The following is a 25,442-nucleotide window of genomic DNA, read 5'->3' on the forward strand; positions in this document are numbered from 1 at the left end:
GGAAAGATAGGAAAAAGAAGATGAATGATAGACCTCCACGCTCCTAACTAGCAGGCCCGGCCATCTGTTTGAGACCGGCTACTTACTGAGTGGGCAAAAACGGATTTATAGCCCAGCCAGATGGACTTGAAAGCTAGCGCGATTTCGGAGTTAGCGTACGGCCGGGTAAGTAGCGCGGACTTTTAGTTCGCCAGTACCAGGCCTACTAACTCGCGGACTAAAAGTCCGCGCTACTGTAGCGCAACTTCGAGTCTGCGCCAAGTGCTCCATTTTCAGTCAATAGGCCTTATAGCTAATGCACCGCCACCGGCCCACCCAGCGCCAGCCGCCAGGCCAATAACCCCAGCAGGGCCAGGCCCGCCAGCACCCAGGATACGCGCGTAGGGCTGGGCAGCACCTTCTTAAAGGTGAATGACTCCTCGGCTACTCCCTGCGCCAGCGGAATAAGCAGTAGCCCCATAGTGCCAAAGTGCAGCACTTCGTTCAGGCCCAGGTGCGGAATGGCCGCTACGGCCAGCAGGGTCGAGCCTGCCAGCCACGGCCCCAGAATGGTGTAGCGTACCAGCTGGGGCCGGTGGTCGAATTGCAGCACCGTGCGCGAGTCCTGAGCCAGTAAAAATGGAATAGCGGCCATCGACCCCAGCGCAAGCTGCACCGCCCCAAAAAGCAGCCCCAGCACCGTACTGGGCCAGGTACCCGCTCCCAGCAGCCAGTTGGGCACAAACCACGAGCCCGATTGCGTGATGGTATCGGCCAGCAGACCGCCGAGTATAGCGTTTGTGGCATGGAAGATAAGCCACAGCAGCAGCAACTTGGCCAGGCCCCGGCGGTGGCGCTGCCACTTCCAGAAGAGCAGGAAAGCCACCGCCGCCATGCCGGCAATGGCGGCCGGCCCAGGGCAGTATACGGCCAGCACGGTATCGCGCCGCCAGCCGCCGTCGGCCAGTAAAAAGTGCACACCGCTTATGTCCCAGGTGCCCGGAATGCCCGCCTGCCGGCCCATATACACCAGGGTGGCCTGGCTTACCAGCCGCACCACCAGGTAGGCCAGCAGGTAGCAGGCCGTGGCATTGATAAACACCGTCGTAAACTTGCTGCGCGTAGCCAGTGCTACGGGGTTGGGGGTGGCAGGTGCAGTGGGGAGCAAGGGGAAAAAGGGGAAAAAGGTAAGGAGTGGAGCCAGGCTCAAACATACGCCCTCCGCGAATTGGCCGTATCTTCGTGCTGCCAAAAACCGCCCTCCGTTGAAGAATATTCGAAATTTTTGCATCATTGCCCACATCGACCACGGGAAAAGTACCCTGGCCGACCGGCTCCTGGAGTTCACGAGCACCGTGGCTAAGCGCGACATGCAGGCCCAGCTGCTCGACAACATGGACCTGGAGCGCGAGCGGGGCATCACCATCAAGAGCCACGCTATCCAGATGCAGTTTCCCTACAAAGGGGAAACCTACACGCTTAACCTGATTGATACGCCTGGTCACGTCGACTTTAGCTATGAGGTGAGCCGCAGTATTGCCGCTTGCGAGGGCGCGCTGCTGATTGTGGACGCTTCGCAGGGCATTGAAGCTCAAACGATTTCTAACCTCTACCTCGCTATCGGGGCCGACCTGGAAATCATTCCGGTACTCAACAAAATCGACCTCCCGCACGCCATGCTGGAGGAAGTGACCGACGAAATAGTGGACCTCATCGGCTGCAAGCCGGAAGACATTATCCACGCCTCAGGCAAGGCGGGCATCGGCATCGAGGCAATTTTGAACGCTATCTGCGACCGGATTCCGGCGCCGGTCGGCGACCCGAACGCGCCGCTGCAAGCCCTGATTTTCGACTCGGTATTCAACTCGTACCGGGGCATCGAAGTGCTGTTCCGCATCAAGAACGGCACCATGCGCAAAGGCGACAAGGTGAAGTTCATGGCCACGGGCAAGGAGTACGGCGCCGACGAAATCGGTATCCTGGGCCTCAACCAGGAGCCGCGTCCCGAAATGAGCGCCGGCAACGTGGGCTACCTCATCTCGGGCATCAAGGAAGCGCGGGAAGTGAAGGTAGGCGACACGATTACGCACGTCCACAACCCCACGGCCGAGGCCATTCACGGCTTTGCCGACGTGAAGCCGATGGTATTTGCCGGTATCTATCCGGTCGATACTACCGAGTACGAAGAGCTGCGCTCGAGCATGGAAAAGCTGCAGCTCAACGACGCCTCGTTGGTATGGGAGCCCGAAACGTCGGTGGCGTTGGGCTTCGGCTTCCGCTGCGGCTTCCTGGGGATGCTGCACATGGAAATCGTGCAGGAGCGCCTCGAGCGCGAGTTCAACATGACGGTCATCACCACCGTGCCGAGCGTGCAGTTTCACGCCATTGGCACCAAAGACCAGCAGCTCGTCATCAACGCGCCGTCCGAAATGCCGGAGCCGAACCTGATTAAGCTCATCGAGGAGCCCTACATCAAGGCGCAGATTATTACGGCGGCTGAGTACGTGGGGCCGATTATCACGCTCTGCATGGAAAAGCGCGGCATCATCAAAGGGCAGTCGTACCTGACGAGCGAGCGCGTGGAGATGAGCTTCGAGCTGCCGCTGTCGGAAATCGTGTTCGACTTCTTCGACAAGCTCAAAACCATCAGCCGCGGCTACGCCTCGCTCGACTATGAGCTGATTGGCTACCGCGAGTCGGACATGGTGAAGCTCGACGTGATGCTCAACGGCGAGAAGGTGGACGCGCTCTCGGCCATCGTGCACCGCTCCAAAAGCTACGAGTGGGGCAAACGCCTCTGCGAGAAGCTGCGCGAGCTGCTGCCCCGCCAGATGTTCGACATCGCCATTCAGGCCAGCATTGGCCAGAAAATCATTGCCCGCGAAACCGTGAAGGCCCTGCGCAAAAACGTAATTGCCAAGTGCTACGGCGGCGACATCAGCCGCAAGCGCAAGCTGCTCGAAAAGCAGAAGGAAGGCAAGAAGCGGATGCGCTCGGTGGGCTCGGTCGAGATTCCGCAGGAAGCGTTTCTGGCGGTGCTCAAGATTGACTGATAAAAAAGGGCCGGCTTCCGTAAGGAAGCCGGCCCTCTCTTAATAGGCCAGCCAGCTAAGACTAGTAGGTAGAGGGTATGCTGCTGTAGCTGCTGCTAGCCGCTGGTCCCTCACTGGGCCCTACGTAGCGCACTTCATCCGAAAAGCCCCACAGGGGAATCATGATAAAGCTTAAAAAAATCAGTGCCAGGTAGTTGCCAATTCCGGTTTTGCCATAAGACTTGGCAAGGCTTACGTAGAGCGTGATGAAAAAGTAGATGTTGACGAGTGGAATCAAGTACAGAACAATTTTCCAGACTTCCCGCCCGATAATCTCGTGCATCACAATAATATTGTAGATGGGCACGAGGCACGCCCAGCCGGGTTTGCCAGCTTTCACAAAAAGCTTCCACAAGCCAGCGTACACGAGGATGAAAATCGCCATGTAGAACAGGCCACTTACGCCGATTAAGATTCCTGAGGATTGGTTTTCCATAAAGTGAAAAAGAGGTTTTGTGAATAGTGAGGTGAAATTTGAGCCGCCAAGGTATGCGATTAATCGCGATTTTCAAGTTTATGAAATTGAGTAGGCTAGCGCTGGAAAAGGAGTGTAAAGCTCCTGGTAAAAACATACTCAGGCGATGACCATGTTCTGGCTTGCGTTTATGGCTGTGCCTGGTGGCTAGCACGGGCTCTTTGCTACATGCTACCCCGGCCCGCGCCGGTCTTGCCCGATTCTTTGGCCCAGCGCCTGGAGAAAGCAACTTTACGCTAATCCGCCTTAATGCTACGGCGCGATACCCAAGCCTTGAGCGACGAGAGCAACCACCTGCCCACAGTGGAAGACAACCTTGAAACCATTCACCAAAACCCCGACCTCTACGGTAGCGTGGTTGATGTAAAGCAACTTCACATGTACCGCGTGCTCCCGATATTTTACTCAACAGCGTCAATTCTTTAGGATATAAGCGGCGGATAATATTCATTTTTAACAATATTAGGCAGGCGCAGACCCTCAGCAATGAGCTGCTCGCCAGTATCTGCCAGCACCCCGCGCACGCCGGCCTCGTTATGCGCTAGAGCAGCAACGTATGACGAGGCCGACGCTACCTACTATTTTACAACTCACAACCCAACCAAATGCCACATTCGGAAAACGCCACTGCTCACCTCATCGATGGCAAGCAAACCGCCGAGGACATCAAAGTTGAAATCGCCGCCGAAGTCGAGGCGCTGAAAGCCGCCGGCCGCAAGGTGCCTCACCTGGCCGCCATCCTGGTGGGCCACGACGGCGGCTCCGAAACCTACGTGCGCAACAAGGTGCTCGCCTGCGAGCGTGTGGGCTTTGCCAGTACGCTGCTGCGCTTCGAAGACGACATCACCGAGGCTGCGCTGCTGGCCCAGGTGGCCGCGCTGAATGAGGACGGTGACATCGATGGCTTCATCGTGCAGCTGCCACTGCCCAAGCATATCGACCCGGAGAAGGTGATTGAGGCCATCCGGCCGGAGAAGGACGTGGACGGCTTTCACCCCATGAACCTGGGCCGCATGGTGGCCGGCCTGCCTGCCCTGCTGCCCGCCACGCCCTCGGGCATTGTGGAGCTGATGGCCCGCCAGGGCATCAAAACCAGCGGCCAGCATTGCGTGGTTATCGGACGCAGCAACATCGTGGGAACCCCGGTTAGTATTCTGTTGGCCAAGAACTTGGAAACCGCAAATTGCACCGTTACTTTATGCCACTCGCGCACGAAGAACCTGCCCGAAATCGTGCGGCAGGCCGATATCATCGTGGCAGCCATCGGCCGGCCCGAGTTCGTAACGGCCGATATGGTGAAGCCCGGCGCCGTGGTTATCGACGTGGGCACCACGCGCGTGACTGACGCCAACAGGAAGAGCGGCTACGCGCTGAAGGGTGACGTTAACTTCGGCGAGGTAGCGCCGCTGGCGTCGCGCATCACGCCCGTGCCGGGCGGCGTGGGCCCGATGACCATCGCCATGCTGCTGCTGAACACGCTGCGCGCTGCCAAAGGCGAGGTATATCCGAAATAGTAGCGTGGACTCGGCGAGTCCGCGCGTGGGTCGTTCTACGCGCAGACTCGCCGAATCCACGCTACGGTGCGTAAATTTGAGTGGCCGGAACCCCCGGTCGCGCTCCGGGCGTTGACGTTAGTCGCGCCCTTTTTTGTTTTGCTTATGTCTGCCGTTACCGATTTACTTACTCAGCTGCCCATACTTGCGCCGGGAGAGAATACGCTCGTTGCTGGTTCAATCCTTCCAGTAATGGAGCAGTTTTATACTATTCAGGGCGAAGGCTTTAACACCGGGCGGGCGGCCTACTTTATTCGCCTCGGCGGCTGCGATGTGGGCTGCGTGTGGTGCGACGTGAAGGAGTCGTGGGATGCCGACGCGCACCCGCGCCAGGCCGTGGCCGCGCTCGTGGCCGCCGCCAGCGCGCACCCCGGCCGCCACGTCGTCGTCACGGGCGGCGAGCCGCTGATGCACAACTGCGCCCCGCTCACCGAGGCGCTGCAAGCAGCCGGATTTAAAACCTGGATTGAAACCAGCGGCGCCCACCCGCTCTCGGGCAGCTGGGACTGGATATGCGTGTCGCCCAAAAAATTCAAGGCCCCACGCCCCGACGTGCTGGCCCACGCCGATGAGCTGAAAATCATTGTGTTCAACGAAAGCGACTTCAAGTGGGCCGAAGAGCACGCGGCGCTGGTACCGTCCACCACGCGCCTCTACCTGCAGCCCGAGTGGAGCCGCGCCGCCCGCATGACGCCCGCCCTCATCGACTACGTGAAGGCCAACCCGCGCTGGCAGGTGTCGCTGCAAACCCACAAGTACCTCGACATTCCGTAGCTTTATTCCAGGGTCATACCTGAAAAAAAAAGGACGTTATGCTGCGCGCAACACAGCCGCCCGTTTGCAGCGTTGTACAACCTATACGACGCAAGCAGACAGCTATGTTGCCCGCTGCATGACGTCCTTTTCTGCTGGTTAAAGAATTAGTATTTCGCTATGTTATCCAAGCTTCTGTTAGGCTCCGGCCTTGTACTTTGTCTGGCCGCTACGCCCATTCTGGCCCAGCAAGTACCTGCTTCCATCACCGACGGCAAGGCCCGCAGCCTGTATGAAAAGGCGCAGAGCCTGTATTACAAAGACCGGCAGCCCCAGCAGGCGCTGCTGGTGTGGCAGCAATTGACGGAGAAGTTTCCCGACCTCGGCGAGCCGTTTTTGCGCAAGGCGTCGCTGCAGCTCACGCTCGGCGACCATGCCGGGGCTTTCGAAGCGTATAAGCAGGGCCTCGGCAAGCTGCCCGTTGAGCCTGCCCGGGCGGCCGATTACCTTATCCTGGGCAAGCTGGCCGCGGAGGTGGGCGACTACGCCACCATCCGCACGGCCTACACCAATTATTTACAAACCAAGCCCAATAGCCCCACCCAGGTTGCCTACGCCCAGCTACAGCTCCAGAACTGCGACTATGCTGCCGAGGCCATGGCGCACCCGACCGGCCCTGCGCCCGAGCGGCTGCCGGCCCCGCTCAACCAGTTTCGCGACCAGTACTTTCCGGTGCTGACCGCCGATAACCGGTTTCTGCTGTTCACGGTGCGGCGCAACCCCGAGCTGCGCGGCCAGGAAAACGAGGATGTGCTCATCAGCGCCGTCGATGCCGAGGGCAAATTTGGGGTGCCGCAGTCCATATCTCCGGTCATTAACTCGCGCGAGAACGAAGGCGCGGCTACCATCTCGGGCGATGGCAAAACGCTGGTATTCACGAGCTGCGGCCGGGCCGGCGGGGTCGGCGACTGCGACCTCTACATCTCGCACCGACGCGGCAACCAGTGGACGGCCCCGCGCAACCTGGGCTTGCTCGTTAACTCTAAAAACTGGGACTCGCAGCCCTCCCTTTCGGCCGATGGCCGCACGCTCTACTTTGCCTCCAACCGCGGGGGCGGGCTCGGGGGCTTTGATATATATGTAAGTACTATTGGCGACGACGATGCCTGGGGTCCGGCCCGCAACGTGGGCGCGCCCATCAACACCAGCCGCGACGACCTGGCGCCGTTTATTCATGCCAGCGGCACCACCCTCTACTACAGCTCTACAGGCCTCGTGGGGTTGGGTAATGCCGATATCTTCCGCTCCGAGCAGGATGATAAAGGCCAGTGGAGCCCGCCGCGCAACCTCGGCTACCCGCTCAATACTTTCGCCAGCGAAGCCTCCATTTTTATCTCTTCGGATAATAAGCGCGTGTACTGCACCCGCACCGAGCCGCCCAGGCCCGGCGAGGCGGCCAACCTGCCCCCGGTTATTCTGCTCTACGGCAGCGAAGCCCCGGCCAGCGCCCGCGCCCGCGAAACTAGCACCTACACCCAGGGGCGCGTCTTCGATGCCGTTACGAAAAAGCCGCTCAATGCCGTAGTACGGCTGTTCGACCTTAAAACCAACGCCCTGACGCAGCAGGTATATTCCGATGCCGAAACCGGCGAGTACACGGCCGTGCTCAACGAAGGCCGTGCCTACGCCATGTACGCTACCGCGCCCGGCTACCTGCTCAAAAGCCTGAGTTTTGATTATTCCAACCAGCAAAAGTTTGACCCGCTGACGCTCGACATCTACCTCGACCCGGCCAAAAGTGGCCGGAGCGCGGTACTGAACAACCTGTTTTTCGATTCCAACCAGGCTATCCTCAAGCCCCGCTCGCGCACCGAGCTCGACCGCCTGGTCGAGTTTCTGCACCAGGATGCCAGCCTGCGCGTGGAAGTAGCCGGCCACACCGACAACGTGGGCCAGCCTGCTACCAACCTCAGCCTGAGCCAGCGCCGGGCTCAGGCCGTGCTGAGCTACCTCACTGCCCACGGCGTACCCGCCAACCGCCTGCGCGCCCAGGGCTACGGCGAGAGCAAGCCCCTTGTAGCCAATGATTCGGAGGCCCACCGGGCCCAAAATCGCCGAATTGAGCTGCGAATTCTATAAAATATAACCTTCAAGTAAAGCTTTATGTACGTTGGCTGAGCATCCAATTCCGACATTTTTACTTAAAGCAAGGCTTTAAAGAAGTAAATTTTTTATTGCATTTTTCAAATAAACCGTAGTGCCCGCCGAAGTGCGGGCATTTTTTTTGCCTGAAGGCTGGCTTTTTTTAAAATAGATAACTGCTCGAAAATGAGGAATTTGTGATAAGATGAAAAAATACCTTGATTAAAAAAGTGCTAAAATCACCTTGTTTAGTCCTAATTGAAAAGTTAGCGTACGTTTGGAACAGTTCCGGCAGCCGCCCCGCACACATCCAGGCTCCGAACGCTGCTAGCATGTCATTTTTTCACCTCCACACTTTTTTCACCCATGAACCACCTATTTGCAGCGGCCTTTCTTACAGTAGGCCTCACCGGTGCCCCGACTACTAAGCCCGGCGAAGAGTATCCGAAAGCTATTCAGGTACGGGCTACCACGCTTACTCAGGCGCTGGCTCACCGCATTCACCTCAACGAGGGCCAGTACGTACGGGTCAAGCGCCTGCACCTGCAGTACCTCAACGACCGCCGCGAGCTGGAGCTGTCGCTGGTAGGGGCCCCGGCCGCCGACCGCGATGCCCAGATGGCCGCTGCCCAGCTCAGCTACGAGCAAGCCCTCAACGACTTGCTGTACCCCGACCAGCGCGTGGCCTACCAGCAGCTGCGGGCCAACTTCACGGCCCACCGGCTCTAGCAGCACGGCCACACCTTGGCGCAGCTGGCTCCCGTAGCGGGGCCAGCTGCACCAAAGGGGATGGTCGTAATATAGGTTTTAAGTAATATAACTGCTGACTTCTGTTCACGGCGCTTTCAGCGCTGGTCAGATGGTCGTAGTAGGGTAGGGGCAAAAAAAGTCAGCCCACCGCAAGGCAGGCTGACTAAAATCGAATAACCAAAAAGCAGGCTTATGCGCGCTCGGCAATGCCGACGTAGTCGCGCTCGCCTTCGCCCACATAAATCTGGCGCGGGCGGCCAATGGGCTCCTTGTTCTCGCGCATCTCTTTCCACTGGGCAATCCAGCCGGGCAGGCGGCCCAGGGCAAACAGCACCGTGAACATATCGGTCGGAATACCCAGCGCCTTGTAGATGATGCCCGAGTAGAAATCCACGTTCGGGTAGAGCTTGCGGTCGATGAAATACTGGTCGGTAAGCGCCGCTTGCTCCAGCTCCTGGGCTATTTTCAGCAGCGGGCTGTCTTCGAGGCCCAGGGCCTTCAGCACTTCGTCGGCAGCTACCTTAATGATTTTAGCGCGGGGGTCGAAGTTCTTGTACACGCGGTGACCAAAGCCCATGAGGCGGAACGGGTCGTTCTTGTCCTTGGCCTTGGCGATAAACTTGCTGGTGTCGCCGCCGTCCTTTTCGATGGCTTCGAGCATCTCAATCACTTCCTGGTTGGCCCCGCCGTGCAGCGGCCCCACAGCGCGTTGATGCCCGCCGATACCGAGCCGTAGAGGCTGGCATTGGCCGAGCCCACGAGACGCACGGTGCTGGTCGAGCAGTTCTGCTCGTGGTCGGCGTGCAGAATAAGCAACTTGTTGATAGCGCTCACTACCACGGGGTTGACTTCATACTTCTCGGTCGGGAAGCTGAACATCATGTACAGGAAGTTGGCGCAGTAGTCGAGGTCGTTGCGCGGGTAGTTGAGCGGGTGGCCCACCGAGTTCTTGTACGTCCAGGCCGCGATGGTGCTCATCTTGGCCATCAGCCGCACGATGGTCAGGTCGATTTCCTCCGTGCTCTGGTTGGGGTTAATGCTTTCGGGGTAAAAGCCGGTGAGCGCGCAGGTAAGGCTGCTCAGGATGGCCATGGGGTGGGTGCTGCTGGGGAAGCCGTCGAAAATCTTGCGGATATCCTCGTGCACCAGCGTGTGCTTGGTAATCTGACCGCTGAATTCCTTGAGCTGCGCCTCGGTTGGCAGCGTGCCATATATCAGCAGGTAGGCTACTTCCAGGAAGCTCGACTTCTCGGCCAGCTGCTCGATAGGATAGCCCCGGTAGCGCAGAATGCCTTCTTCGCCGTCGAGGAAAGTGATAGCCGACTTGGTAGCGCCAGTGTTTTTATAGCCCGAATCGAGGGTTACGTAGCCGGTCTGGTCACGCAGCTTGCCGATGTCGAAAGCCTTTTCGTGCTCGGTGCCCTCAAAAACGGGCAACGTGATAGACTTGCCGTCGAGGATGAGTTCAGCAGTTTCTGCCATTGGTTGGGTAGGATAGGGGAATTAAAGTAGCAGCCTATTTCGGGCGCGAAGCTACGGCGCAGGCGGTAAGCCGGGAAATTTTTGTCCGACAAGTGCCAGGTATACTACAACTGTGAGCCAAGGGAGGTTTCCGGAAGTGGCACAGTTTGGCCCCGGAAGTGGACTGGCAACGTTTGCGACGATTTTTGGCCAGCCGGCTCATTTTCCAATGCAGAATTGGGTAAAAATGCTCGTCAGTAGGTCGTCCGACGAAACTTCGCCCGTTATCTCGCCCAGCGCGGCCAGGACGTGGCGCAGGTCGGCCGCCAGCAGCTCGGTGCCGCGCCCCAGGCCGAGGCCCTCGCGCACGGCGCCCAGGTGCTGCACTGCTACTTCGAGGGCGCGGGCGTGGCGCACATTGGTTACGATGGTGCTGGTGCCGGTGCCGGCCAGCCCCGCGCCGCGCACCTGCGCCAGCAGCGCGGCTTGCAGCTCCTCAAGCCCCCGGCGCTGACCTGCCGAAATAAGGGCTACTTCCTGTTTTTCACTGCTCCACTCGTCAAAGGCTGCCAGCTGTGCCGGCGCGGCCAGGTCAAGCTTGTTGCCCACGGCTAGCACAGGCAGGCTGGGCAGGGAGGCCGTTAGCTCGGCAATGTCGGCCTGCACTTCGGCGGGCGTCAGCTCAGTGAGGTCGAATACATAAAGCAGCAGTGCCGCCTGGCCGATGCGCTCGCGGGTGCGCCGCACGCCGATGGCCTCTACCTCGTCGGCCGGGTTGTCGCGCAGGCCGGCCGTATCCACAAAGCGGAAACGCAGGCTGTCGATAGTTACCTCATCCTCAATAAAATCGCGGGTAGTGCCCGGCGTGGCCGATACAATAGCCCGCTCTTCCCGCAGCAGTGCATTGAGCAGGGTCGATTTGCCGGCGTTGGGCCGCCCGGCAATTACTGTTGTGATGCCGTTTTTAATCACATTGCCCAGCTCAAACGAGCGTAGCAGCCCGGCTACCACGCCCTGCACCTCGGCCAGCAGCCGCCCCAGGCTGGTGCGGTCGGCAAATTCCACGTCCTCTTCGCCAAAGTCCAGCTCCAGCTCCAGCAGGGCCGCAAACTGCACAAGCCGGGCCCGCAGGCCGCGCAGCTCATCCGAAAAGCCGCCCCGCAGCTGGTTTAGGGCCACCTGGTGCGACAGGGCCGAGTCGGCTGCAATCAGGTCGGCCACGGCTTCGGCCTGGGCCAGGTCGAGCGCCCCGCTCAGAAAGGCGCGCTTGGTAAACTCGCCGGCTTCCGCCAGCCGGGCGCCCTGGCGCAGCAGCGCGGCCATTATCTGGCGCACAATAAAGTCGGAGCCGTGCCCCGAGATTTCCACCACGTCTTCGCGGGTGTAAGAGCGCGGCCCGCGATACAGCGCCACCACCACCTCATCGAGCACGGCGTGGCTCTCCGGGTCGCGCAGCGTGCCGTAGTGCAGGGTGTGGCCGGGCTGGGCGGCCAGATTTTTCTTCGAGAACAGGGCCTGCGTAATCCGAATGGCATCCGGCCCCGATAAGCGCACCACGGCCAGGGCACCTGCGCCGGGCGGAGTGGAGAGGGCCACAATAGTATCAGCAATAAACGTCTGCACTAGGAGTTAGGATGGTTAATAGAATGGCAAAACGCACGCGTTAGAGCGATTTCCAAGTTAGTGTACGGGGCAGGCTGCCGGGGTTTAGCCGGCAGCCCGCTCTTTACCAGAACAAGTGGCGTGAACAACGAGCGGACACTCGGTTCAGCCCCGGCAGCCTGCCCCGCTCAACCTGTATCCTGACTTGCAAACCCCTCTAGAAAAGGTTGAATGTCATGTTTCGACAAGCGGGCGCCAGATGAGCAGGACGGCCTTCCTGCAAGCATATTTAATTAATAGATATTTATATAAAATTTTATGTAACGTACAGATTCTTGCCTGCTTCGGCCGAAATCAGCACCATCCGGTCGCGATTGACGCGTAGCTCCAGCGAGTTGTCGAAGGCTACTTTAGCGAGTATCCGCACCTGCGCGCCGAGGTGCAGGCCGACCTTGTCCAGGTATTGCAGGAAGGGCGCCGAAGTGTCTTTAAGGGCCGCAAGCGTGCCGCACTCATCCAGGCTCAGGTCGGTGAGCAGGCGATGCAGGGGCGGCGCATGGCTCCATCCTCGGCCGGAATGGGGTCGCCGTGGGGGTCGAGGGTCGGAAAATTCAAAAACGCATCGAGGCGCTGCATCAGTAGCGGCGACTGTACGTGCTCCAGCTCTTCGGCCACCTCGTGCACCTCATCCCAGCTGAAGCCCAGCTGCTGCACCAGAAATACTTCCCAGAGCCGGTGTTTGCGCACGGTGAGCAGCGCCAGCCGCCGGCCTTCCGGGGTGAGGCGCACGCCCCGGTACTTTTCATATTCGAGCAGCCCTTTTTCGGCTAGCCGCCGCAGCATATCCGTTACCGAAGCGGCACGGGTTACCAGGGCAGCCGCAATGCGGTTGGTGCTCACTCCCTGCCCTGGCTCTACCTCCGCCAGCTTATAGATGGTTTTAAGGTAGTTTTCCTCCGTAATTGTCATTTAACAATTAACATTTAACATTTATCATTTAACAATTCAGATGATAGGCCGCCGCCCGCCGAAAGCCAGGATGTTAACTGTTAATGGATACCTGTTAAATGAAAAGTTACCACTTAATCAACGCCGAAGCCCAGGTGAAGCCCGAGCCGAAAGCAGCCAGGCACACCAGGTCGCCGCGCTTAATGCGGCCGGCCTGCACGGCCTCGCTGAGCGCAATAGGAATGCTGGCCGCCGTGGTATTGCCGTAGCGTTGAATATTGCTGAACACCTTGTCGTCGGGCAGCCCCATTTTTTGCTGCACGTACTGCGTAATGCGCAGGTTGGCCTGGTGCGGTATGAGCATGTCAATATCCTGGGCCTGGTAGCCGTTCTGGTCAAGCGCTTCCTTGATAACCTGCGGGAAGCGCACCACGGCGTGCTTAAACACATTCTGGCCGTTCATGTACGGGTACATATCGGGCTCGTGGGCCATGGCGTAGTTCACGCGGCCCTCGCGGTTTGAGCCCGGCTCCTTCACAATCAGCTCCTCGGCAAACTCGCCCTGCGCGTGCAGGTGCGTGCTGAGAATGCCGTGGCCTTCGTGCGAAGAGGGGCGCAGCACCACTGCCCCGGCACCATCGCCGAAAATAACCGACACGGCCCGGCCGCGCGTGCTTTTGTCGAGGCCCGAAGAGTGAATTTCGGAGCCTACCACGAGCACGGTATCGTACATGCCGGTGCGCACAAACTGGTCGGCCACCGACAAGCCATAAACAAAGCCCGAGCACTGGTTGCGCACATCGAGGGCCGGAATCGTATTCTTAATACCCAGCTCGCGCTGCATGAGTACGCCCGAGCCCGGAAAAAAATAATCGGGCGAAAGCGTGGCAAATACAATCAGCTGCACATCATCGGGGGTGAGGCCGGCCGCGGCGAGGGCGCGGCGGGCGGCTTCGGCCCCCATGCCGGCAGTAGTATCCTTGCCTTCCTCAAACCAGCGTCGCTCCTGAATGCCGGTCCGCTCCTGAATCCAGGCATCGGTGGTTTCCATGAGCTGTTCGAGGTCGGCGTTCTTGACAACGCGGTCGGGAACGTAGTGGCCGACGCCGGCAATCTCGGAGTGGCGCAGGGTGGTAGCAGAAGCCATTGAAGGGGTAGGAAAGGGGTGGGTAGGAAGAGCGATGGTTCAGAAAATCAGCCATGAACCGACTTGCAAGTAAGATACATTTACTTGAAATCCGGTGGCAGCTGTTTAGCTCTTGCTCAACTAGGGCTACGCGAAAGGGCCGCAAAGGTCGGGCCTGGCCCGAGGGTTTTCAGCATATGCCCTAATTTTTTGCCTTCACTTGCCCACAGCACTTCGTCGGCCGGGATGCCGGCGGGGTAAAATACAGCCGTTGACAGCGCCGCTGCTACGGTTGCCGCCGCTCGGGGCGCGTCCCTGAAATTAATTGTCAGCCCTGCCCCATGTGCCTGCACTATGCTGGTCCAGATGGGATTGTCGGCTACCAGCACGGGTAGTCCGTGGGCCAGATACTCGAAAAGCTTGGTGGGCCGGCAGCGGGCGGTACTGGGGTGAGGCCGGTAAGCCAGCAGCCCGAAGTGGCTTTGCCCGATTGCGGCCACAATGCGACTGTGCGGGACCGGCTCGGCCCCCGCAATAAGCGTAAGCCGAAGCGGCGGCGCTGATAATTGCTGCGCCAGCCGCCGCAGCTCGGCCAGTAAAGCAGGCTGCTGACAGAACCCCATGATGGTTAGCTCCACCCCGGCCGGCCAGTGCTGCGGCAATGCCTGGGCCAGCGCAATAGCCTCCCTCACGCCGTTCAGCTCCGATATGGTGCCCGAAAACAGCAGCCGTAACGGCTCTGCGGCGGCTGGCATGGGGCAGGGGGTAGTTGGCAGCACTTCGTCGGGGGCCGGCTGATACTTGTTTTCGAGCAGTAAAACGCGTTCAGGAGGCAGCTTTTTTAAAAAGGGCAGCTCGTCGGCGTAGCTGGCCTCGGCCAGAAAAACCGCGGCGGCCCGGCGGGCCGCCGCACCTTCTACCCAGCGCAGGCCGGTGACCAATAAGCGCTTTGTAAAACCGCTATATACCGTTGAGTGCCTACGTTGAGGGCGTAGTTTTCGCGGATGTCGTAGGCAAACTGCCGGCCGCGCCTCAGCGCCTGCCACAGCAGCGTAAGCGGCAGCAGCTCGGGCGCGTGCACGATTACCAAGTCGGGCCGCAGCCCCGTAGCAGGCGCCAGTAGCGCCCTTGGGCAGCCAGACGGTTCAGGCTCAGCCGCGAGCCCCCAAAAATGCGGTGGTGATGAAGCCGCGAAGAATCCTGAGCCAGCGACTGAGGCAGGTCGCCGGCGGTACCGCGGCCGGCTATGTGCACTTCGGTAAGGGGCTCGGCGAGCAGGGTTTGGGCAAACTTGCCTCGCATCCGGGTATCGTCTACGGGCTTGAGCACGGAGGCAAGCAGGAACCGCCTGGGCGAGGAAGGGGCAGCGACCATGAGGGGCGTAGCGAAAGAAAGCCCGGCCGGGCAAGTAACCGACCTGCCCTCAAAGATGCTAGTTTTGTGCTCAATTATCTACCCCTTCTCATGGACACCACCATTCACCACAGCCCAGTACTCGACCGCTTTGCTGCCCAACAGGCCATTGAAGCAGCCTGGGCCGACCGCACCCTGCTCGACCAGCACGATACCCAGCTGGCCATTGAGCATACCATTGAAGACCTCGACAAAGGCCACCTGCGGGTAGCCGAGCCGCCCACCGAGGATGGCGGCGAGTGGACGATAAATGAGTGGGTGAAGAAGGCGGTTATCCTCTACTTCCCGCTGCGCCAGATGAGCACCCAGGAGGTTGGTCCATTCGAATATTACGACAAGATGGCCCTCAAAACCGACTACGCCAGCCAGAAAGTGCGCGTGGTGCCGCCTGCCGTGGCCCGCTACGGCGCTTACCTGGCCCCGGCGTTATCCTTATGCCCAGCTACACCAACATCGGCGCCTACGTGGGCGAGGGCACGATGGTCGATACCTGGGCCACGGTGGGCTCCTGCGCCCAGGTAGGCAAGCATGTGCACCTGAGCGGCGGCGTGGGCCTGGGCGGCGTGCTGGAGCCCGTGCAGGCCGCGCCCGTCATCATCGAAGATGGAGCCTTTATCGGCTCACGCTGCATCCTGGTCGAAGGCTGCCGCATTGGCAAGGAAGCCGTCATCGGCGCGGGCGTTACCATCACGGGCAGCACCAAAATCATTGACGTAACGGGCGCCACGCCCAAGGAATACAAAGGCTACGTGCCGCCGCGCTCGGTCGTCATTCCGGGCACCATTCCCAAGCATTTCCCGGCCGGTGAGTACCAGGTGCCGTGTGCGCTTATCATCGGCCAGCGCAAGCCGAGCACTGATTTGAAAACGAGTTTGAATGATGCGCTGCGCGACTTCGGGGTTTCGGTATAAATAATCGAACTACAAGCACTAGTTACAGAAGCTGTTTAGGAAGTCAAAAATGCAGTCTTGAACGCCATGCTATGCTTGTCGAAGCATGACGTCCTTTTTAGCGCGGCTTCTGGGTCAGTGTACGTTTTTTGCCAGACTGGCTCCCCCTCTCCTTTTCGGAGAGGGGGCCGGGGGTGAGGCGAACGCAAGAACAGAACCCGTACACTGACTCAGAATTCGCGCTAATTTTCGTGTACTTCCTAAACGGCTTGACTTATAAATAAAAAAGCCCGCTAGCTAGCGAGCTTTTTTATGAAGCTGTTTAGGAAGTAGGCTGGAAACAAAAAAGACTCCCACGGCGGAGAGAAATTTGGGGTGCGACCCAACCAAGTTTCTTACGCCTGCCCGTGGAAGTCCTCTCCAAAGATATCATCGTGACCTGGCTACTGCCCTATTTACCCTTTCCCAGCCAGGGCCGGCGGCGGCGCGTGGCTCCGGCCGAGGTGGTGGGCGCCATTCTCTACAAACTCAAAACCGGCTGTCAGTGGCGCTGGCTACCGGTGGCCGCCCTATTCAGCGGCGAGCCCCTGAGTTGGCAGGGGGTGTACTATCATTTCCACACCTGGAGCAAACAAGGGGCCTGGAAAAAGCTGTGGCTGACGCTCTTGCGCCTACACCGCCGCTTGCTCGACCTCTCCAGCGTGCAACTCGACGGCAGCCACACACCGGCCAAGAACGGCGGGGTGGCCGTGGGCTACCAGGGCCGCAAAGCGGCGCGCACCACCAACGCCCTGTTCCTGGCCGACAACCAGGGCCAGCCGCTGGCCCTGGCCACGCCCCAGGCCGGGCAGCACCACGATACGTTTGAGCTGGAAGCCGTCTTTGGCGAGCTTTGCCAAACGTTGGAGCAGGCGGACCTGTGCCTGCAAGGCTTGTTTCTGAACGCCGACAAAGCCTTTGATGTCAACAGCTTACGCCAGGCCTGTGCCCACCGCGATATTGAGGTCAACATCCCGCGCAACCGGCGTTCGGCCGACTGGCAAATCGACGATGATACCCTGTTTGACCCCGAACTCTACCGCCGCCGACAGGTTATTGAGCAACTCAACGCCTGGCTCGACGGCTTCAAAACGCTACTCGTGCGCTTTGAAACCTGCCTGCATACCTGGCTGGCGTTTCACTGGCTGGCCTTTACCGTGCTACTGCTGCGCAGAATTGGTCGCTCGCCTACTTCCTAAACAGCTTCTATAAGTCAAGCCATACTTACGCCACTCCAGCCTTCAGCTTTTCCCCAAACAGCGCCTTCACCTTGTCCACTTTGGGCTTGGCCACAAACTGGCAGTAGGGCTCGTGGCCGTGCAGGTTGAAATAATTCTGGTGGTAATTCTCAGCGGGGTAAAACTCGGGCGCGGCCGTGATTTCCGTTACCACGGGGTTGGGGAAGGCGTGGCCGTCGTTGAGCTTCTTTTTATACTCCTCGGCGAGCTGCTTCTGCTCGTCGTTGTGGTAATAAATAACCGAGCGGTACTGCGTGCCCGTGTCGTTGCCCTGGCGGTTGAGGGTCGTCGGGTCATGGGTTTTCCAGAAAATTTCGAGCAGCTCGGTATAGCTGATAACAGCGGGGTCGAAGGTGATAGCAATTACCTCGGCGTGGCCGGTCAGGCCGCTGCATACCTCCTTGTAGGTAGGGTTTTTGATGCGGCCCCGGCGTAGCCGGAAACCACTTTCTCCACGCCCTTCAAATTTTGAAAAACGGCCTCGACGCACCAAAAGCAGCCGGCCCCAAATGTTGCTTGTTCCATAAAAATCGCGGATTTGCGCAGAGTAGTTTTATTTCGCCGTTTTGCTAGCAGCGTGCTGAAATAACGCAGATGCGGTTGAGGTTGTTCAAATTTGAAGCCGGCACAGCCGCAGCGCGGCGCATTACAAGCTGCACTACTCACGCAGTAAAAAGCCCGCCGCTAAAGTTAACGGCGAGCTTTTGTATAGAGAAAATACTATGTTTGCTACCGAGCGAAGCGTGGAGCCACTAGCAGGTCTTTGGAGCCCGCCGTGTACTGATAGAAGCCCTCGCCTGACTTCACGCCCAGGCGGCCGGCCATTACCATGTTTACCAGCAGCGGGCAGGGGGCATACTTGGGGTTGCCGAGGCCTTCGTGCAGCACCCGCAAAATGGCCAGGCACACGTCGAGGCCGATAAAGTCGGCCAGCTGCAGCGGCCCCATCGGGTGGGCCATGCCCAGCTTCATCACCGTGTCGATTTCCGCCACGCCGGCCACGCCTTCGAAAAGGCTGATAATGGCCTCGTTTATCATCGGCATCAGGATGCGGTTGGCCACGAAGCCGGGGTAGTCGTTGACTTCGGTAGGGGTTTTGCCGAGCTGGCGCGACAACTCCATGACGCGCTGCGTCACCTCATCGGACGTGGCATAGCCCCTGATTACTTCTACCAGTTTCATCACGGGCACCGGGTTCATGAAGTGCATCCCGATAACCTGGGACGGGCGCTTGGTTACGGCCGCGATTTTGGTAATCGAAATCGACGACGTGTTGCTGGCCAGAATAGCGTCGGCCGGCGCGTGCTGGTCGAGGTCGCGAAAAATCTGGAGCTTGAGGTCCACATTTTCGGTGGCGGCCTCTACTACCAGCTCCACGCCCGCCACGCCTTCGGCCAGGCTCGTGAAGGTGCGCAGGCGGCCCAGGGTAGCCGCTTTGTCGTCTTCACTAAGAGTAGCCTTGGCTACCTGGCGGTCGAGATTTTTGGTGATAGTGCCCAGCGCCCGGTCGAGGGCCGGCTGGTTAATATCGATGAGAGAAACAGCAAAACCGTGCTGGGCAAAAACGTGGGCAATGCCATTGCCCATCGTGCCCGAGCCAATAACGGCAACGTTCATGGGTGGGAGAGTAAAAGGGTAAAAACAAACGGCCGGCCAGGGAACCGCCGCCCGGCAAAGCTACTGGCTACCGAAAAGTTTGGCCGGGTTGGGCAAAAATTTTGTACACAACTTCATCCTTTTTCTATTCCTGCCGTACAAACCCCGTAAGCTGCCCCGGCTTACGCACACCTTTTCACTTCCATTCTTTCCTTTTCACTCATGGGCAATCTGTTGTATATCATCGCCGTCATCCTCATCATCATCTGGGCTCTGGGCTTTTTCGGCGTGCTGGGCACTGGTTTGGCAGGTAACAACCTGCTACACATTCTGTTAGTAATTGCTATTATTGCCATCTTGTTGCGCGTTATCAGCGGTCGTAACCCGGTATAGGTACCGGCGCTCCTGCTTCTATATAAAAAACCCCGCTGTCCTAACAGCGGGGGTTTTCTTTGGTCGTAGCTAAAACGCTTGGCTAGCGGCCTATATTAAACAGGAAGTTAAAGCGAATAACCGGGTTTGGATAAATGCTATTATAGTTATCCTGAAAATTGTAGAGCACCACGATATCGGCAGCGGCCCGGCTGCTAATTTGTGAGCGGTAGCCAATACCGGCCAGCGGCGTCTGCACCTGGCGCGACACGGTGCCCACGTAATTGTTGTACTGGTCAACAACCAGGAATTCTGCCTTGGTCGACTCGTACTCGGCGTGTAGGAAAAAGTGGTCGATAACCATGAGCTGTGCAAATACCTTCACGCCGAAGCTGCTGGTACTCACGCTGTTGCTTGTGCCATTGCCGTTGTTCTGACCGTAGTAATTATAGGCGTAGCTGATACCCGGTCCAATTGAAAGCCGGTCGGTTACGCGGTAGCCAAGCGCCGGGGAAACGCTCAGATTAAAATTACTAAATCCATATAAAGAGCTGTAGCCCAGGCCCACCCCGAGTATATAAACAATTTTGTATATTGTTCAGCGTGCTGCTGGGCAGCCTTGCGGGCTTGCTCGCGGCCGGGCAGCTCCAGGCCCGAGGGGCTGTAGGGCGTGGGCTGGGGGTCCATGCTGCTGGGGGGTGAATAAGCAGGCCGCGGCGAGTAGGGGCGCCGCGAAGTGGTATCGGTAGGCGCGGTCATGAGCTGACCGGGTGCCGGCGCAGTGCCGGGAGGGGCGGTATTCAGCACCGGCTTGTCCTGGGCCAGGCTGCGGCCGGGTGCCAGCAGCGCTACGGCACCCAGCAAAAAAGGAAGAAGCAGACGTTTCATGAATGAAAATTAGCGGAGAGGCGAAAAGAAAGGATGAAGAAGCCCGGTTTACTAGACGAAACTCCCAAAAGCATCTGCTTAATTCTGGATTTTAAGCCAGTTGGTACATTTTCTGGCGCTGAGCTTTCAGGGTTTCATCGGCCAGGTATTCCTCGTAGTTCATGCGGCGGTCGATGATACCTTCGGGCGTGAGCTCGATGATGCGGTTGGCCACCGTTTCAATAAACTGCAAGTCGTGTGAGGCAAAGATGATGGAGCCGGTAAAATCCTTCAGCCCATTGTTCAGGGCCTGAATACTTTCCAGGTCGAGGTGGTTGGTGGGGTCGTCGAGCACGAGCACATTGCCGCTTTCCAGCATCATCTTGCTGAGCATGCAGCGCACTTTTTCGCCGCCGCTCAACACGTTGGGTTTTTTCTGCGACTCCTCGCCCGAAAACAGCATGCGGCCCAGCCAGCCGCGCACAAAGCTCTCGTCCTTCTCTACCGAGTACTGGCGCAGCCAGTCAACCAGGTTCATATTATCGGCCTGGAAGTAGGCGCTGTTTTCCTTGGGAAAATAGCTCGGCGTGATGGTTGTGCCCCAGCTATAGGTGCCTTTATCGGCCCGGGCTTCGCCAAACAAAATATCGAACAGCAGCGAAGCAGCCCGGTCGTCGCGGCCCACGATGGCAATTTTATCGCCCTTATCGAGCGTGAACGACACGTTTTTCAGCACCGACTGCCCATCGACCTTTTTGGCCACGCCCTCCACGGTCAGCAGCTGGTTGCCGGCTTCGCGCTCGGGCTTAAAGGCGATGTAGGGGTAGCGGCGCGATGACGGCTTGATTTCTTCCAGGGTCAGCTTTTGCAGCAGCTTCTGGCGGCTGGTAGCCTGCTTGCTCTTCGAGGCATTGGCCGAGAAGCGCCGCACAAACTCTTCCAGCTCCTTGCGCTTGTCCTCGGTTTTCTTGTTCACGTCCTGGCGCTGGCGCAGGGCCAGCTGGCTGCTCTCGTACCAGAAGCCGTAGTTGCCGGGGTACATCGTGATTTTCGAAAAGTCCAGGTCGGCCATGTAGTTGCACACGGCATCGAGGAAGTGGCGGTCGTGGCTTACCACAATCACCGTATTCTGGAAGTTATCGAGGAAGTTTTCGAGCCAGAGTACGCTCTCGGCGTCGAGGTTGTTGGTAGGCTCGTCGAGCAGCAGCACGTCGGGGTTGCCAAAAAGGGCCTGGGCCAGCAGCACGCGCACTTTTTCCGAAGCGCCGAGGTCCGACATCAGCGCGTAGTGCTTGTCTTCCGTAATGCCGAGGCCGCTCAGCAGCTCGGCGGCCTCGTAGTCCGCGTTCCAGCCTTCGAGGTCGGCAAACTCGCCTTCGAGCACGGCGGCACGCTCGCCGTCGGCGTCGCTGAAGTCGGCCTTGGCGTAGAGCGCGTCCTTTTCGCTCATAACGGCCCACAGGCGTTGGTGGCCCTGAATAACGGTTTGCAGCACCTGCTGGTCGTCGTAGGCAAACTGGTTCTGCTTCAGCACCGCCAGGCGTTGGCCGGCAGGCATCTCTACCGAGCCGGTATTGGGCTCCAGCTCGCCCGATAAAATTTTCAGAAAGGTAGATTTACCCGCCCCGTTGGCCCCAATGAGGCCGTAGCAGTTGCCGGGTAAAAACTTTACCGTTACGTCTTCAAACAGTACCCGCTTGCCGTAGCGCAAGCTCACGTTGGTCGTGGAAATCATCTAAGCCAGAGTAAGAAACCAAAAAACTACGCAAAAATACGCCGCCGCACGCCCTTGCTCCCGAGAACGCCCCAAAGTAGCAATTTGTGCCGTGCTCTGTCATAACTTACGCAGGTTCAAAGCAGTATTGTATATAGCTGGGCCATCCGGCCCGGGTACTGCCTTTTTTCTCACCTCTCATCCTTCTTTTTCATGGCTACTACTTCGCTTTCCGCTCCTGCTCAAGCTTTGCCTACCCCGAACAGAATGGTGTCCGGTACGGACTAATGACGGCGGCAGTGCTGTGCGCTTACACGCTCATTGCGGCGCTATTGGGCTTCTTCTCACACGTAGAGGCCGGCAGTCTCGACGTGCTGATTCTGGTAATGGGCTCGGTGCTGGCTATTCGGCACCTGCGCCACGTTTATGGGGAAAAAATGCCGTATCTGGGCGGCTACGGCACGGGTATTATTACCGGGCTGGTTGCATCGGCCATTCTGGGGCTGTTCTTTATTGTGCTCACCATCATAATGCCGCATTCGCTGGATATGACGCAGGTGGAAAACCTGTTTGGCTCCGATTTCAACCTGAGCCTGTCGGTAACCGTGGCCGCGCTGGCCATCGTGCTGATGGGGGCCATGTCGGGCGTCATCACCTCGCTCATCGCCATGCAGTACTTCAAAGCCGACCGCATCGACCCTATGAAGGCCATGGAGCGCTAGGCAACCAAAGGGTTAGCTTAAAAGCCCCCGGCTCACTCCAGATGCGGAGGTGGGCCGGGGGCTTTTAACTATATGAAAAAATCTATGTTAATGCTGGTAGGTCAAACGGCACAAAGGGGGCTACATCGCCGCCGAAGCGGTGAATTTCGCGAATAATGGTGCTGCTGACGGCCGCCAGCAGCGGCGAGGTAATGAGGAACACCGTTTCCAGCTCGGGGTTGAGCTGGCGGTTGGCTTGCGCAATGGCATTTTCGTACTCGAAGTCGAGCGTGTTGCGCAGGCCGCGCAGCAGGTAGCGGGCCCCGGTTTCGCGGGCAAAGTCGGTGGTCAGGCCCGGTAGCTACGCACCAACACGCGCGGCTCGTGCTGAAACAGCGTTTGCAGCTGCGCTATCAGCCAGTCGGCGGGCAGGTAGCGCTGCTTGCTGCTGTTGGTGCCAATGGCAATAATCAGCTCATCAAACAGCCCCACGCCGCGCCGCACCACATCGAGATGACCATTGGTAAACGGGTCGAAGGAGCCGGGAAACAGCGCGATTCTTTTCATGTAAACGTAGCGCGGAAAGAGCTAATGGATTTGAGGCGGTGTTTGCATACATTAAACATATGATATATTTAATGTATGTCTGAGCTTAATCATTCACAAAAGGCAAGGCTGAATAAGTCGAAGTGGCGGTACTCCGCAATTTCATTCAAATAATAAAAATACTGCAGCCCGAAGGGGCGGGTGCCAAAGCGCAGATTGCGCAGGTAGGTGCTGAGCAGGGTAAACGTAGCCGAGTCGCTGGTCAGCTCACCCCAGATAGTGACGGCATCCTGGTCGGGGTTGAGGCCCAGCTCCTGCATAACGAGGATGGTAAAATACACCACATCCTCGGCGGTGCTGACGGCAAAGGAGTTGCAGAATTCCAGCTGGCTGCCGAGCACAATGGCCGTTAGCTCCTGGTCGCCCAGGCTCAGGTAAAGCTGGCGCGGGGCGGGGCCCGGTCCGCGCTGGTGCAGCAGCCCCCCGAGCAGGGCGCTGGCCAGGGGCAGGAGGCGGGCGCCAGGGCCGTGTACCTGCTGCAGCCAGGCTACCAGCTGCGTGGGGGCGGCAAATAAGCTCACCATATCGGTAGCCGGGGCCGGCAGGTGCAGCACGTAGGCCAAGGCCTCCTCGGTAGCAGCCAGCTCGTAGTGCAGGCCCAGGTAGGCCGCCTCATCGCCGGGCCGGTAGAGGGGAGCTGGCAGCAGCGAGCAGCCCCGCCCGGCCAGGGCCAGCCGCAGGCGGGCCCAGCCGGGTTGGCTGAGCAATTCGTGGTCGGCAGCCACGGCGGGCAGCTCAGCCAGCGAGGAAAGGGCCAGGTCGTCGAAAGCTACTACCTTCTGGCGGGCAATGTCGAGCGCCGCCACGCGCAGGCGGCCAGGGCCTGCCAGCGCATACAACTGGTAAGCCGTCGGGTTGGTTGGGTCGAAGGTGTCGTCGCGCAGGCGCAGCGTTTCGGGAGCGGGCAGGAGAGGAGAGGCAGGCACGGAGTAAAATTAGGGCCTGCGTGCTGGTTGCCGGCGGGGAAGTTAGCTCAGCAGTACCTGCGGCACAAAAACGTCGTCGGTGCTGAGCAGGCCCCGCAGCACCGGATGTATCTGCAGCAGCGGCAGCGCCAGCAGCTGGCGCGGAGTAAGCCAGGCCAGCTCACTGAGCAGCTGCTGGCCGGGGGCGTGCTCGGGGTCGTGGCCCAGCTGCGGCGTGGCACTGGGGTCTTCGGCAAGTACCTCAAAGAAAATTTCCAGGGCTTGCAGCTCATCGCGCCGGAACTCGTGCAGGTGCAGCTGCCGGTTTACCCGTACCCGCAAGCCGGTTTCTTCCAGAAATTCGCGCTGCAACGCTTCTTTTAAACTTTCGCCAAAGGCCCAGCCCCCGCCTGGCGGCGACCAGAAGGGGGCGTTATTGGGCAACAGACCCCGGTGGGCTGCCAGCAGGATGGCGCCGTTGCGAACCAGCAGGCCGCCTACCCGCACCCGCACCAGGCCACTGTAAGGAGTTAGTAATGAGCTGTTATTTTGAATAGCAGTGCCAGACATAAAGAATAGGAAAACCCGGATAGCCGGCTGCCTTTACGCAAACTTACTGCGTAGGGGTATCACTATTTGCCGTGCTTGCCCAACTGCCGCCTAAATGCCGGTACGCGGGCCAGGCCGGTATCTTTGGGCTACTTATGCAGCCAGTTGAATCTACTTCCGTTACCGACCTCGCAACCCGCATCCGCGAAAAGCTGAAGCGCCAGTACTTTATGCACCTCATCGGGGCCGACCTCACCCGCATCGAGCCCGGCCGCGTCGAGGCTGAGCTGGCGCTGGGCCAGCAGCACCAGCAGCAGCGCGGCTTTGCCCACGGGGGCCTAGTAGCTACGATGGCCGACCTGGCGGCCGGCTTCGCCTCCATTACGCTCGTGCCCGAAGGCGTCGGCGTGGTTACGTCCGACCTGAAAGTGAGCTACCTGCACCCCGGCGTGGGCCAGCACATCAAAGCCATCGGCTGGGTGTTGAAAGCTGGCCGGCGCCTGCACTTTTGCGAGGCCGAAGTGTGGTGCGATGACGTGCTGATTGCCAAAGCCTCAGCCACGATGGCGGTGATAGAAACAGTGAGCAGTTAGTAGACAGTGAGCAGTTAGTAGTGAACAGTGAGCAGTTTTTATTCGACGTCGGCTTGCGTGTAGCCGCCACAAGCTCAA

The 25,442-nt window shown here is 59.0% G+C and carries 25 protein-coding genes and 4 pseudogenes; 11 read left to right on the top strand and 18 right to left on the bottom strand.

Annotated elements, in window-relative coordinates; translation table 11 throughout:
* Nucleotides 1–292 precede the first annotated feature (292 nt).
* The gene (locus GKZ67_RS05320) at nucleotides 293–1,147 is read right to left on the bottom strand and encodes a hypothetical protein (RefSeq protein WP_173241449.1); all 855 of its coding nucleotides are present in this window, start codon (nucleotides 1,145–1,147) and stop codon (nucleotides 293–295) included.
* Between the two features lie 97 nt (nucleotides 1,148–1,244).
* Here GKZ67_RS05320 and lepA point away from each other — a divergent pair, with 97 nt between their 5' ends.
* A complete protein-coding gene (lepA, locus tag GKZ67_RS05325; protein WP_173241450.1) occupies nucleotides 1,245–3,032 on the top strand; it encodes a translation elongation factor 4 in 1,788 nt (595 codons plus the stop codon).
* A 61-nt stretch (nucleotides 3,033–3,093) separates the two neighbouring features.
* On the opposite strand, the gene GKZ67_RS05330 is transcribed toward lepA, so the two are convergent.
* Nucleotides 3,094–3,507 (bottom strand): DUF5684 domain-containing protein, encoded by a 414-nt coding sequence (locus GKZ67_RS05330; protein WP_173241451.1) that lies wholly within the window; start codon nucleotides 3,505–3,507, stop codon nucleotides 3,094–3,096.
* Between the two features lie 288 nt (nucleotides 3,508–3,795).
* Between GKZ67_RS05330 and GKZ67_RS05335 the strand changes: the two genes are divergently transcribed.
* The 5 genes from GKZ67_RS05335 (at nucleotide 3,796) to GKZ67_RS05355 (ending at nucleotide 8,723) form a co-directional block, all read left to right on the top strand.
* Complete coding sequence (locus GKZ67_RS05335; RefSeq protein ID WP_173241452.1) at nucleotides 3,796–3,972, top strand: hypothetical protein; 177 nt, start codon at nucleotides 3,796–3,798, stop codon at nucleotides 3,970–3,972.
* A 179-nt stretch (nucleotides 3,973–4,151) separates the two neighbouring features.
* Nucleotides 4,152–5,060, top strand: coding sequence for a bifunctional 5,10-methylenetetrahydrofolate dehydrogenase/5,10-methenyltetrahydrofolate cyclohydrolase (locus tag GKZ67_RS05340; RefSeq protein ID WP_173241453.1), 909 nt, complete (start codon nucleotides 4,152–4,154; stop codon nucleotides 5,058–5,060).
* A 231-nt stretch (nucleotides 5,061–5,291) separates the two neighbouring features.
* Nucleotides 5,292–5,873, top strand: coding sequence for a 7-carboxy-7-deazaguanine synthase QueE (locus GKZ67_RS05345; protein WP_217278692.1), 582 nt, complete (start codon nucleotides 5,292–5,294; stop codon nucleotides 5,871–5,873).
* 159 nt (nucleotides 5,874–6,032) lie between these two features.
* Nucleotides 6,033–7,991, top strand: a complete 1,959-nt coding sequence (locus GKZ67_RS05350; protein ID WP_173241455.1) for an OmpA family protein — start codon at nucleotides 6,033–6,035, stop codon at nucleotides 7,989–7,991.
* Nucleotides 7,992–8,360: 369 nt separating this feature from the next.
* Nucleotides 8,361–8,723, top strand: coding sequence for a hypothetical protein (locus GKZ67_RS05355; protein WP_151088159.1), 363 nt, complete (start codon nucleotides 8,361–8,363; stop codon nucleotides 8,721–8,723).
* 211 nt (nucleotides 8,724–8,934) lie between these two features.
* Here the strand turns inward: GKZ67_RS05355 and GKZ67_RS05360 are convergent.
* The 8 genes and pseudogenes from GKZ67_RS05360 to GKZ67_RS05390 form a co-directional block, all read right to left on the bottom strand.
* Nucleotides 8,935–10,226 (bottom strand): annotated as a pseudogene (locus GKZ67_RS05360) (citrate synthase).
* A 198-nt stretch (nucleotides 10,227–10,424) separates the two neighbouring features.
* On the bottom strand, nucleotides 10,425–11,828 hold the full coding sequence (mnmE, locus tag GKZ67_RS05365) for a tRNA uridine-5-carboxymethylaminomethyl(34) synthesis GTPase MnmE (protein ID WP_173241456.1): 1,404 nt from the start codon (nucleotides 11,826–11,828) through the stop codon (nucleotides 10,425–10,427).
* Between the two features lie 295 nt (nucleotides 11,829–12,123).
* Nucleotides 12,124–12,354, bottom strand: coding sequence for a FeoA family protein (locus GKZ67_RS24410; RefSeq protein WP_317172295.1), 231 nt, complete (start codon nucleotides 12,352–12,354; stop codon nucleotides 12,124–12,126).
* Nucleotides 12,330–12,776 (bottom strand): metal-dependent transcriptional regulator, encoded by a 447-nt coding sequence (locus GKZ67_RS05370; protein ID WP_317172245.1) that lies wholly within the window; start codon nucleotides 12,774–12,776, stop codon nucleotides 12,330–12,332. The genes GKZ67_RS24410 and GKZ67_RS05370 overlap by 25 nt, the downstream gene beginning before the upstream one ends.
* Before the next feature lie 106 nt (nucleotides 12,777–12,882).
* Nucleotides 12,883–13,902 (bottom strand): 3-oxoacyl-ACP synthase III family protein, encoded by a 1,020-nt coding sequence (locus GKZ67_RS05375; protein WP_173241457.1) that lies wholly within the window; start codon nucleotides 13,900–13,902, stop codon nucleotides 12,883–12,885.
* A gap of 116 nt (nucleotides 13,903–14,018) precedes the next feature.
* Nucleotides 14,019–14,822: a hypothetical protein gene (locus GKZ67_RS05380; protein WP_173241458.1), complete on the bottom strand. Its 804-nt coding sequence runs from the start codon at nucleotides 14,820–14,822 to the stop codon at nucleotides 14,019–14,021.
* The gene (locus tag GKZ67_RS05385) at nucleotides 14,798–14,971 is read right to left on the bottom strand and encodes a hypothetical protein (protein WP_173241459.1); all 174 of its coding nucleotides are present in this window, start codon (nucleotides 14,969–14,971) and stop codon (nucleotides 14,798–14,800) included. The genes GKZ67_RS05380 and GKZ67_RS05385 overlap by 25 nt, the downstream gene beginning before the upstream one ends.
* Nucleotides 14,965–15,210: a hypothetical protein gene (locus GKZ67_RS05390; RefSeq protein WP_173241460.1), complete on the bottom strand. Its 246-nt coding sequence runs from the start codon at nucleotides 15,208–15,210 to the stop codon at nucleotides 14,965–14,967. The genes GKZ67_RS05385 and GKZ67_RS05390 overlap by 7 nt, the downstream gene beginning before the upstream one ends.
* A gap of 135 nt (nucleotides 15,211–15,345) precedes the next feature.
* Between GKZ67_RS05390 and GKZ67_RS05395 the strand changes: the two are divergent.
* Both GKZ67_RS05395 and GKZ67_RS05400 read left to right on the top strand, forming a co-directional pair.
* Nucleotides 15,346–16,205, top strand: a pseudogene (locus tag GKZ67_RS05395) (2,3,4,5-tetrahydropyridine-2,6-dicarboxylate N-succinyltransferase).
* Between the two features lie 386 nt (nucleotides 16,206–16,591).
* Nucleotides 16,592–17,422 carry an IS5 family transposase gene (locus GKZ67_RS05400; RefSeq protein WP_410505028.1) on the top strand — a complete coding sequence of 277 codons (831 nt, stop codon included), beginning with the start codon at nucleotides 16,592–16,594 and terminating at the stop codon, nucleotides 17,420–17,422.
* A gap of 25 nt (nucleotides 17,423–17,447) precedes the next feature.
* Here the strand turns inward: GKZ67_RS05400 and msrA are convergent.
* Nucleotides 17,448–17,986: pseudogene (gene msrA / locus GKZ67_RS05405) on the bottom strand (peptide-methionine (S)-S-oxide reductase MsrA).
* Nucleotides 17,987–18,190: 204 nt separating this feature from the next.
* Complete coding sequence (locus GKZ67_RS05410; RefSeq protein ID WP_173241461.1) at nucleotides 18,191–19,078, bottom strand: 3-hydroxyacyl-CoA dehydrogenase family protein; 888 nt, start codon at nucleotides 19,076–19,078, stop codon at nucleotides 18,191–18,193.
* Between the two features lie 201 nt (nucleotides 19,079–19,279).
* Between GKZ67_RS05410 and GKZ67_RS05415 the strand changes: the two genes are divergently transcribed.
* Complete coding sequence (locus GKZ67_RS05415; protein ID WP_173241462.1) at nucleotides 19,280–19,450, top strand: lmo0937 family membrane protein; 171 nt, start codon at nucleotides 19,280–19,282, stop codon at nucleotides 19,448–19,450.
* An 82-nt stretch (nucleotides 19,451–19,532) separates the two neighbouring features.
* Here GKZ67_RS05415 and GKZ67_RS05420 read toward each other — a convergent pair whose 3' ends face one another.
* The 3 genes from GKZ67_RS05420 to GKZ67_RS05430 all read right to left on the bottom strand — a co-directional run bounded on the left by GKZ67_RS05420 (nucleotide 19,533) and on the right by GKZ67_RS05430 (nucleotide 22,031).
* Nucleotides 19,533–19,997: an outer membrane protein gene (locus tag GKZ67_RS05420; RefSeq protein ID WP_173241463.1), complete on the bottom strand. Its 465-nt coding sequence runs from the start codon at nucleotides 19,995–19,997 to the stop codon at nucleotides 19,533–19,535.
* A complete protein-coding gene (locus GKZ67_RS05425; protein ID WP_173241464.1) occupies nucleotides 19,949–20,317 on the bottom strand; it encodes a hypothetical protein in 369 nt (122 codons plus the stop codon). Before GKZ67_RS05425 ends, GKZ67_RS05420 begins: the two co-directional genes overlap by 49 nt.
* Before the next feature lie 91 nt (nucleotides 20,318–20,408).
* Nucleotides 20,409–22,031 carry an ABC-F family ATP-binding cassette domain-containing protein gene (locus tag GKZ67_RS05430; protein WP_173241465.1) on the bottom strand — a complete coding sequence of 541 codons (1,623 nt, stop codon included), beginning with the start codon at nucleotides 22,029–22,031 and terminating at the stop codon, nucleotides 20,409–20,411.
* A gap of 266 nt (nucleotides 22,032–22,297) precedes the next feature.
* On the opposite strand from GKZ67_RS05430, the gene GKZ67_RS05435 reads away from it, so the two are divergent.
* Nucleotides 22,298–22,732: a hypothetical protein gene (locus GKZ67_RS05435; protein ID WP_173241466.1), complete on the top strand. Its 435-nt coding sequence runs from the start codon at nucleotides 22,298–22,300 to the stop codon at nucleotides 22,730–22,732.
* An 82-nt stretch (nucleotides 22,733–22,814) separates the two neighbouring features.
* Here the strand turns inward: GKZ67_RS05435 and coaD are convergent.
* From coaD to GKZ67_RS05450, 3 genes and pseudogenes are all read right to left on the bottom strand, one after another.
* A pseudogene (gene coaD / locus GKZ67_RS05440) lies at nucleotides 22,815–23,278 on the bottom strand (pantetheine-phosphate adenylyltransferase).
* Nucleotides 23,279–23,367: 89 nt separating this feature from the next.
* Nucleotides 23,368–24,243: a DUF3822 family protein gene (locus GKZ67_RS05445; RefSeq protein WP_173241467.1), complete on the bottom strand. Its 876-nt coding sequence runs from the start codon at nucleotides 24,241–24,243 to the stop codon at nucleotides 23,368–23,370.
* Nucleotides 24,244–24,285: 42 nt separating this feature from the next.
* Nucleotides 24,286–24,792, bottom strand: coding sequence for an NUDIX domain-containing protein (locus GKZ67_RS05450; protein WP_173241468.1), 507 nt, complete (start codon nucleotides 24,790–24,792; stop codon nucleotides 24,286–24,288).
* A 134-nt stretch (nucleotides 24,793–24,926) separates the two neighbouring features.
* On the opposite strand from GKZ67_RS05450, the gene GKZ67_RS05455 reads away from it, so the two are divergent.
* Nucleotides 24,927–25,364 carry a PaaI family thioesterase gene (locus tag GKZ67_RS05455; protein WP_173241469.1) on the top strand — a complete coding sequence of 146 codons (438 nt, stop codon included), beginning with the start codon at nucleotides 24,927–24,929 and terminating at the stop codon, nucleotides 25,362–25,364.
* Nucleotides 25,365–25,442: the final 78 nt, after the last annotated feature.

The organism is Hymenobacter sp. BRD67 (assembly GCF_013256425.1).
Taxonomy (GTDB): Bacteria; Bacteroidota; Bacteroidia; order Cytophagales; family Hymenobacteraceae; genus Hymenobacter.